Origin of the sequence: Hungatella hominis, from assembly GCF_014288005.1 — a bacterium.
GTDB classification, from domain to species: domain Bacteria; phylum Bacillota; class Clostridia; order Lachnospirales; family Lachnospiraceae; genus Hungatella; species Hungatella effluvii.
In genome coordinates, this window is sequence record NZ_JACOPB010000032.1 from 21,846 (window position 1) to 27,953 (window position 6,108).

At 44.8% G+C, this 6,108-nt stretch carries 10 protein-coding genes; 1 reads left to right on the forward strand and 9 read right to left on the reverse strand.

Annotation, left to right across the window (positions count from 1 at the left end):
- Positions 1-41 precede the first annotated feature (41 nt).
- The 5 genes from H8S75_RS31045 to H8S75_RS31065 all read right to left on the reverse strand — a co-directional run bounded on the left by H8S75_RS31045 (position 42) and on the right by H8S75_RS31065 (position 2,856).
- Positions 42-443, reverse strand: a complete 402-nt coding sequence (locus H8S75_RS31045; protein ID WP_187024779.1) for a hypothetical protein — start codon at positions 441-443, stop codon at positions 42-44.
- A gap of 57 nt (positions 444-500) precedes the next feature.
- On the reverse strand, positions 501-1,592 hold the full coding sequence (locus H8S75_RS31050; protein WP_187024780.1) for a tyrosine-type recombinase/integrase: 1,092 nt from the start codon (positions 1,590-1,592) through the stop codon (positions 501-503).
- A gap of 154 nt (positions 1,593-1,746) precedes the next feature.
- On the reverse strand, positions 1,747-2,037 hold the full coding sequence (locus tag H8S75_RS31055; protein ID WP_187024781.1) for a hypothetical protein: 291 nt from the start codon (positions 2,035-2,037) through the stop codon (positions 1,747-1,749).
- Entirely contained in the window at positions 2,034-2,198 is a 165-nt protein-coding gene (locus H8S75_RS31060) for a hypothetical protein (RefSeq protein ID WP_187024782.1), read from the reverse strand. Before H8S75_RS31060 ends, H8S75_RS31055 begins: the two co-directional genes overlap by 4 nt.
- A gap of 31 nt (positions 2,199-2,229) precedes the next feature.
- Positions 2,230-2,856 carry a hypothetical protein gene (locus H8S75_RS31065; RefSeq protein ID WP_349769024.1) on the reverse strand — a complete coding sequence of 209 codons (627 nt, stop codon included), beginning with the start codon at positions 2,854-2,856 and terminating at the stop codon, positions 2,230-2,232.
- 118 nt (positions 2,857-2,974) lie between these two features.
- Between H8S75_RS31065 and H8S75_RS31070 the strand changes: the two genes are divergently transcribed.
- Positions 2,975-3,706, forward strand: a complete 732-nt coding sequence (locus H8S75_RS31070; RefSeq protein WP_187024783.1) for a hypothetical protein — start codon at positions 2,975-2,977, stop codon at positions 3,704-3,706.
- A 97-nt stretch (positions 3,707-3,803) separates the two neighbouring features.
- Here the strand turns inward: H8S75_RS31070 and H8S75_RS31075 are convergent, their stop codons facing one another.
- The 4 genes from H8S75_RS31075 to H8S75_RS31090 form a co-directional block, all read right to left on the reverse strand.
- Positions 3,804-4,019, reverse strand: a complete 216-nt coding sequence (locus H8S75_RS31075) for a hypothetical protein (protein ID WP_187024784.1) — start codon at positions 4,017-4,019, stop codon at positions 3,804-3,806.
- A gap of 40 nt (positions 4,020-4,059) precedes the next feature.
- Positions 4,060-4,251 carry a helix-turn-helix transcriptional regulator gene (locus tag H8S75_RS31080; protein WP_187024785.1) on the reverse strand — a complete coding sequence of 64 codons (192 nt, stop codon included), beginning with the start codon at positions 4,249-4,251 and terminating at the stop codon, positions 4,060-4,062.
- A gap of 50 nt (positions 4,252-4,301) precedes the next feature.
- Positions 4,302-5,744: a DNA cytosine methyltransferase gene (locus H8S75_RS31085; RefSeq protein WP_279288749.1), complete on the reverse strand. Its 1,443-nt coding sequence runs from the start codon at positions 5,742-5,744 to the stop codon at positions 4,302-4,304.
- Positions 5,745-5,808: 64 nt separating this feature from the next.
- On the reverse strand, positions 5,809-5,964 hold the full coding sequence (locus tag H8S75_RS31090; RefSeq protein ID WP_187024786.1) for a hypothetical protein: 156 nt from the start codon (positions 5,962-5,964) through the stop codon (positions 5,809-5,811).
- Positions 5,965-6,108 lie beyond the last annotated feature (144 nt).

The following is a 6,108-nucleotide window of genomic DNA, read 5'->3' on the forward strand; positions in this document are numbered from 1 at the left end:
TTAAATTATAACACAGGTACCCCGGACGCGAACGGACACTTTTATTTTTTATCCAATTCTCGATTAATTTTCTTCCTGCAAGCCTCCCCAGTAAATCCCTCGCCCATAGCTTCGGCCACTTCATTCCATGTTTTTTCCTCGATAAAGAAAAATCTCATCATACGCCGTGTCTCACTGTCTGGAATCTCGTTTATGTACTCCTCGACATCAAGGATCATATTTTCTATCCGGGCAAGACGTAATTCCTGCTTTGCTTTCCTTTCCCGCAGCCTGGCTCTCTTGCGATTAATCTGCGTATTATCTTCATTTCCGTGTATCGTGCAGATTCCGAGGGGCTTCTTCCCCCTTCTCCCCTTTGTTACCACGTCAGTAACTTCTTTGCAGATGGGGGCCATGGCCTGTATCTCTGTATCCATCTCCTGTATTCTTTTTTCTTCGTCCACATATTCCCGCTTCAGGCTTGCACACTGCCGTAATATACTTTTATCCATCATTACCTCCTATGCCGCGAATAACTCATGTACCTGTTTCATGGATTCGTCGTCGTCGATGATATAACACTCTGACGTCGTATTAATATTGCTATGGCCGAGAATCCGCTGGATATCCTTAATGGACGCTCCATGCCTGGACATATATGTCGCAAGGTATGCCCGGAACATATGCGGGTGCAGATTAAGCCCAGTCAGCCGCTTGTCAGACTCCACAATAGCGTTCAGCATATGCCGGATACTATCATCACTCAGCCGCGTATATATCCCGCCCTTACGTCGGAAATTAAGGAACAACGCCGGATCGCAATCCGTGATCTGCCTGCGCTCCGTCAGATACTCCTCCAGGTGTACCAGTGCCCGTGGTGTGAAGAACGCCGGCCGCTCCTTACGCCCCTTGCCGTATATGATGCATTTCCCGGCCCTGATATCAATATCATTAAGGTCAAGCCCTACAAGCTCACTCACACGCATTCCAGTCGCGATAAGGACCTCCACGACCGCCCTATCTCGTACCGTCTGGCAATCACACCGGATTATCTCCGCCTGCTCGTCTGTTAGTACTGTGCGCATCTTCTTTTCGGTTTTGACTTTGTTGATCTTGTCCATGGGGTTCTTTTTGGGCTTCCGCGCCAGGCTGCCGCCGTCCTCGATCAAATCCTCTGACATGATCCACCGGTAAAATGATTGCAAGGCGTGATACTTATTATTGATTGTCGTATCGCTGTTATGCTTAACGATCTGCCTCCAGGACAGGTACGCCCTTACGTCGTTGGTTGTGATATCAGCATAATGCTTTCTGCACCATTCAAAAAAGTTTCTGAGCTCTCCACGGTAATTTTCTATTGTCCCCGCAGTCCGTTTTTCTAACTGCATACACCGAAGCCACATTTCCACTACGCGCGGAGTATCGTCGACGTATTCTGTTGGAAGCTGGCGGCTATTGTAATCGTCCGCTAAGATCGTTTTATCCATCAGATTCATGTAGAGGGCTGCTTTTACTTGATTTAATCGTTCCTGCTCCGCCCACATGTCCATACTATTCATAAGTGTTTCCATAACTGTTAAAACAAAATTATCTGTATTAATCGCTGTCTGCATATTATAATCCTCCTCATGGTATGATTTTCTAGTTGATTTATCACGCCCGAGTCGGTTATAATATACTCAGGCAATAGCTAAGCGGTGGCGCATATCTTCCCGGATATCCACCGCTTTTTCTTTGTTTCGATCATATGTTCTCTTCTCAAGTTTTTTATTTCCGGGGATTGCTCCCCGGATTATTTCTCTTTCGTTGCCGCATCTGTAAGACAAGGTCCGGCCATAGCACGCTATCCAGTACACCACCCGGCAGCCGTACCAATGCAAAGTGCTTATAATGCTCCACAATCTTTCCGCGGTGCATTTCGCCGGTATGCCCCATGGAGTCGATCCCCTGGGCCTTGTACGTATGTACGGTTACGTTGCGGCCGACCTTGTAATACCGCTGTGCGGCCCGTATCTCCTTCTGACTTATGTACCCTGGCGGAATCTCTTGTCGTTTCACTCAACATACCTCCTAACCTCTTCTACTGCATCATGCCAGCCACGATTATACAGTATGTGGTATTCGTGCGGCAGCTCCATGCCGTTCACCCGCTCGCGTATCTCTGCCAGGCGCATCCGTAGATACTCGTTTTCGCTTCTCAGCGTCTCTAATTCTGTCATATTCTTCTCCTTCATTTCTCGATTTAGCCGCTTACCACGGGCTATATTCTACCGGCTTCTCACACCGTTCAAACTCGATAACCCATACCCACGGATTTGCCAGCCAGCTATAGCGGTCAAAGTCTGCCTTCTTAACGGTTGAGTTCCAGATATCAATAAATTCATCAACCTGGAACGGCGGGAATTCCAGCTTAATACCTTCTCGCGTCGCTTGCTCTGCCGTGATTTCTTGCAGGCGTTCCGTGTGGACACTCACTACTCTCAAAAATATCCTAGCGGCTTCCTTTGGCATATGTATAGACGGCTTCCACTTAGGTTCTGGAACAATATGTCCAATTGTCTCTTTGTGGTAATCTGCTTTGTATGCATGTCTATTGTATTTTAATCCTACAGCTATGCTTGTATCAAAATAATTCGGACAATAACTCTCTCTGACATACAGGATATCTCCCGCTTTGTATGGTTGCGGTCTTATAGGCTTTTCATAGTCATAGAAAATACCAGCGTCATATGCTCCAAAACACGCTATCCATTTTTCATGATCACGCTCAATCCTGTGCGTACCTTCTGGAATGTTTTTGATTATCCGCCGTGTAACCGTCTTCCGTCCGTCCAGGATCGCTTGTACCATCTCAGTGTTGAATAATATCGGTTTCACTCTTTCTCCTCTCCAGGTTTAACACATTCATTACATTTTCAATTTTATTTATTTCCGTTTCTATATCTATATTTTTTATGATATAATCAAACTATTAGTCTACATAGGAGGCCATTTTATGGGCAAACAACAAAAAAAATCAAAGAATATTTTTAGTAAAGAAAGTATGTTTATGCTAATAATTAGTACAATTTTAGCTTTTATTGTTGGAAAATTCCTCGACCCGTTATTTACATATTGTTATTCTTTATTAATTAACGCTGGAGGTGCAATTATAAAACAGCTATCAGACTCTACTTATAAGCAAATTTCAAACGGATACTCTGAGCAACCTTCTTTTTTTATGCTTTATATAGCTATACTTTTAGCAAGTGCTATGTTAGCTAATTTTATTTCAGCTATAAAACAATCCTATACGCTTGAAAAAGAAAAATACAATACTTATAAGAAAGCGCTAGATATTATAAATACTCCTCTTGATGAAGATTCACCTCAACTTGTTGTTGCTTCATCTGAGACAGCTCCAGCCTTACAAAAAGATGCGAAAACTCTTGAAAAAGAAGTAGTCGCGATTTTTAATAAAATTAGAATAGAGTTTTTCATAATTGTATTTATGATGTTTTTACTATATAGTTATATATTTTTTTCATACTCTCGAAACTTATATATCAACAGCAAAATTACATCTATTACCAACAATATTGAAATCGTATCTCCATATATTTCTGATATAGAATACAAACGCTTAAAATCACAGTTCCATACTATGGAAAATAGCGATGATTATGACTCTCTCAATTTCCTACTTTCGGAGATTGCACAAAAAAATTCAGTCAAATTAAAAAAATAACCATTTTCCAATCTCCCAACCAATAATCACAAATATACTGCGGCATATTAATTCAAATATGCCGCTATTATATTTCTTCATTCTTATCTCCTCTTTTTCATAAAATGATGGCATCCTTTGCCTCCGCCTCTGTCAGATAGAATTCGTCGTCCGAATAACCACTGGCACATGACTCGGAATCTGGATCATAGATCATATAGCATACCGATCCATCGTCCAAAACTTCCACCGACTGTACTTTTGTTTTGTAGTATCTGTCTCCCCAGATTGCAAAGACTTCTTTTCCCGGTAATGCCTTTATGTATATATACATTTCATGCCTCTCTTTCTCCTCTAAATGATCGTTTAGTGCACTATCGTGCACCTATCGTTAAGGATGCATTGAGAGCCTTCAGCACCTTATCAGCATTATCTAAACTGATATCTTTCTCCCCTTGTTCCCAGTAGATGAGGGAGCGCTTCGATACTCCGGCAGCCTTCGCCAGCTTCTCGTGTGATATTCCCTTCCCGATCCGCTGCTCTCTCAGATACTCACCTATATTCATCTTCGCGCCTCCTCACTGTTATATCTGTTCTACATCAAATGATCGTTTTGTCAAGCAAAACGTAGCTGTTCCTTGCTATCGTCTATACTCATATTCGGCATTCTCTCGCCGACTTTGAGATACGGACAATTTGCAGATACCAACGCCTGCGCCATTATCGGCACCACACTATTTCCGATCCGTGCCACCTGCTCCCCGACGGGATACGGCTTACCCTCTATGTCACGGTTAAGAATATAATCTTCCGGGAACCCTTGCATTCTCTTAAGCTCCTCTGGTTTCAGCATACGGAGGAAAATATCTTTCAGCACGTACTTTTCTCCATCTATGTCCGTGATCACATTTACGAGGCCGAACCGGTCCTTTGTCGTTATTGTTCCCAGGGGCCGTCCTGCCTCCTGCCCGCAGCCAGTACCATAGTACTTAATTAAAAATGCAGATATAAGCCCGAAATGCCCCGGTGATGTGGTAATCGTATGTAATGGCTCTTCGCACCCCTGCCCGGTCCCGGATTTATAAAACTTTGTGACGAATGCCGTAACCAGACCATACCGGTTACTGGTATCAATTGTCTTTATTGGTTCCGTCAGGAGTTGTCCGCGCGAATCACCTTCCCGCGTCTCCCCGTGGTATTGGATCATAAAAGCGACGGCACTTTGATTATGTACTACATAAGGCTGAGGATTGTTTACGACATATTTTACATACCCGTTTGCGATCCTTTTCATGGTGGCCTCCGCCAGCGGCTTCGGACGGTCAAATATGGATCTCCCCAAGTCTGACCAATCAATATAATCTCCGCATTCCAGCCACTTCAGCCGGCCATCTGCTCCGCTCTTGCTGTGTGTTGGCTCCGGCCATGTAATCGGCTTCCCGTCTCTCCGGAAGATTGCATACCAGCGCTTCCGCGTTGTCGGCGCTCCGTAATCTGCCGCTACCAGTTCCCGGCTGTCAAAATCATATCCCAGCTTTTTCATGGCCGCTATGAATCGTTTGTAATCCTCCCCGGCTCTTTCTTTTATTGGGTGTCCTGCCTCGTCCAGCGGCCCCCACTGCTGTATTTCCTCGACGTTTTCCATCAGGATCACGTCTGGAAGAATCGCTTTTGCGTGCTTGTACACCGCCCACGGCAGGATTCTAAGCCCCTTGTTCCGCGGCTGTCCTCCTTTTGCCTTGCTGTGACTGGTGCAATCCGGCGAGGCCCACATAAGCGCTACATGACGGCCAGCAACGTACTTTTTAAGATCGACCTTAAATATATCCTCGGTCAGATGCAACGTATCCGGATGATTGACTTTGTGCATCCGGATCGCCTGCGGATCATGATTGATAGCTATATCAACCGGACGCCCCAGCGCCATTTCTATTCCTACACTCGCCCCGCCTCCTCCGGCAAAGCAATCTATTAGCAAGTCTTTCTTTAACGGTCCTATTGTATCTACGATCTCGATCTGACCGTCGCATTCATAATTTTCAAATACTTCAAAACCCATCTTTTTTTAAAAGGAGCCGGGACATCCCGTTACGGTGCGCACCGCTCCGGCCTCCTTTCTCAGTCTATTTGATTTTCTTTGCCATTCCTTCGGGCACGTCCACATACTCCCCGCTGTCCAGTAGTATCCCGATCATACCCTCGCTGGTCCCGATCACTGTTCCGCACTGCCCGTCCTGAAGGCGTACACGGATCACCTGGCTTTCCTTTTTCAGCTTCATAATCGTTCTCCCTTCGTCGGTCAAATATCAGTTTTGTGGATTAAAGATACGCTGCATCTGGAGCAATCACGCCATCTTTTCCAATCACAAACGACTGATGATATTCCAGCTCCCGGATAACCGCCGTGATAGTTTCAAAAGCCG